The 2,217-nt window shown below is 63.9% G+C and carries 2 protein-coding genes; both read right to left on the reverse strand.

Going from position 1 to position 2,217, the window contains the following annotated elements:
* Window positions 1–1,001: FAD-dependent oxidoreductase (locus tag ABY44_RS37640; protein ID WP_431643557.1), on the reverse strand; the 1,001-nt coding region annotated here is incomplete at its 3' end.
* A 274-nt stretch (window positions 1,002–1,275) separates the two neighbouring features.
* The coding region (locus tag ABY44_RS37645; RefSeq protein ID WP_431643558.1) for a dihydrolipoyllysine-residue acetyltransferase at window positions 1,276–2,217 on the reverse strand (942 nt) is incomplete at its 5' end.

The following is a 2,217-nucleotide window of genomic DNA, read 5'->3' on the forward strand; positions in this document are numbered from 1 at the left end:
GCGCCCATCATCAGGCCGTCCATCATTTCGACGACGTCGATCTCGGCGCCGAGCGTCGAGTACACCGTCGCCATTTCGAGGCCGATGATGCCGCCGCCGATCACGAGCATCCGCTTGGGCAGCTGGCGCAGCTCGAGTGCACCGGTCGAATCGACGACGCGCGGGTCTTCCGGCATGAACGGCAGCTTCACTGCTTGAGAGCCGGCGGCGATGATGGCCTGCTTGAACTTGACGATCTTCTTGTCGTTGTCGCCCTGCACTTCCATGTGGAACGGGTCGACGAATGCGCCGATGCCGGTCACGACTTCGACCTTACGCGCCCTCGCCATGCCGGCGAGGCCGCTGGTCAGCTTCTTGACGACGCCGCCCTTGAAGTCGCGCAGCTTGTCGAGGTCGACTTGGGGCTTGCCGAACGTGATGCCGTGCGACGCGAGCGCTGCGGCTTCCTCGACGACCAGCGCCGTGTGCAGCAGCGCTTTCGACGGGATGCAGCCGACGTTCAGGCATACGCCGCCGAGTGTCGAATAGCGTTCGACGAGCACCGTCTTCATGCCGAGGTCGGCGGCGCGGAACGCGGCCGAGTAGCCGCCGGGGCCGGCGCCGAGCACGAGCATGTCGCACTCGATGTCGGCTGAGCCGCCGTAGCTGCCGGCTTGCGGCGCCGGAGCGGCAGCGGCTGCGGCCTGTGCCGGAGCCGCTGCCGGTGCCGCGGCCGCGACGGGCTTGGCGGGCTCTGGTGCTTTCGCCGGTGCGGTGGCGTTTGCGGACGCTTCGACGAGTGCGATCACGGTGCCTTGGGAGACTTTGTCGCCGGCTTTGACTTTGATTTCCTTGATGGTGCCTGCGATGTGGCTGGGCACTTCCATGGATGCCTTATCGGATTCGAGCGTGAGGAGCGTTTGCTCTTTTTCGATCACATCGCCGGGTTTGATGTTGACTTCGATGACATCGATGCCGTTGAAATCGCCGATATCTGGAACTTTGACTTCGATGAGACTCATGTACGTCCCCTTCTTGTTGGCTACGGAGAGAGGGAATGGAAACTCGCACGATGAACCGGCCACGGCCTGACAAGAGAACGCGAACCTGGGCAGAACCACCTTTGCTGTCCGCCCAAGGACGCGCCTTTCTTTTGGTTACTTTTCTTTGGAAGACAAAGAAAAGTAACCGCCGCCCCGCGCAGGGGCGACGCTAGCAGACCGTATGCAAAACAGGTTCAACGACAGTACGGGGCGCACCGACAAAAACGCACGCCCCCGCGAGCCCCTCTTCTCATCAAAGAATGATGCGACGGAAATCCGCGAGCAACGCGCCAAGATAAGCATTGAACCGCGCGGCTTCGGCGCCATCGATCACGCGATGATCGAACGCCAGGGAAAGCGGCATCGTCAACCGCGGCACGAACTGCTTGCCGTCCCACACCGGCTTCATCTGCCCGCGCGACAACCCGAGGATCGCCACTTCCGGCGCGTTGATGATCGGCGTGAAGTGCGTGCCGCCGATCCCGCCGAGCGACGAGATCGAGAAGCAGCCACCCTGCATCTGATCGGGCTTGAGCTTGCCGTCGCGCGCGGCCTTCGACAGCTCGGCCATTTCCTTCGCGATGTCGACGAGGCCCTTCTTGTCCGCATCGCGGATCACCGGCACGACCAGACCGTTCGGCGTGTCGGCCGCGAACCCGATGTGGTAGTACTGCTTGAACACCAGGTTGTCGCCGTCGAGGCTCGCGTTGAAGGTCGGGAATTTCTTCAGCGCGGCCACCACCGCCTTGATCACGAACGCGAGCATCGTGAACTTCACGCCCGCCTTTTCGTGCTCCTTGTTCAGCTGCACGCGCAGCGCTTCGAGCTCGGTGATGTCCGCTTCGTCGTTGTTCGTGACGTGCGGGATCATCACCCAGTTGCGATGCAGGTTCGCGCCCGAGATCTTCTTGATGCGCGACAGCGGCTTCGCTTCGAACGGGCCGAACTTCGAGAAGTCGACCTTCGGCCACGGCAGCAGGTTCAGCTCGCCGCCGCCTGCCGGCGCGGCTGCCGCGCCCGGTGCCGCGCGCTGGCCGGTCATCACGCCCTTCACGAAGCCCGTGACGTCTTCCTTCGTGATGCGGCCCTTCGGACCCGAGCCCTGCACGCGCGCGACTTCGACGCCGAGTTCGCGCGCGAACTTGCGTACCGACGGCGATGCGTGGCTGGCGCGGTATTCGCCCGACGGTGCCGC

Source organism: Burkholderia sp. ZZQ-2, from assembly GCF_050768715.1.
In the GTDB taxonomy this organism is placed as follows: domain Bacteria; phylum Pseudomonadota; class Gammaproteobacteria; order Burkholderiales; family Burkholderiaceae; genus Burkholderia; species Burkholderia cepacia.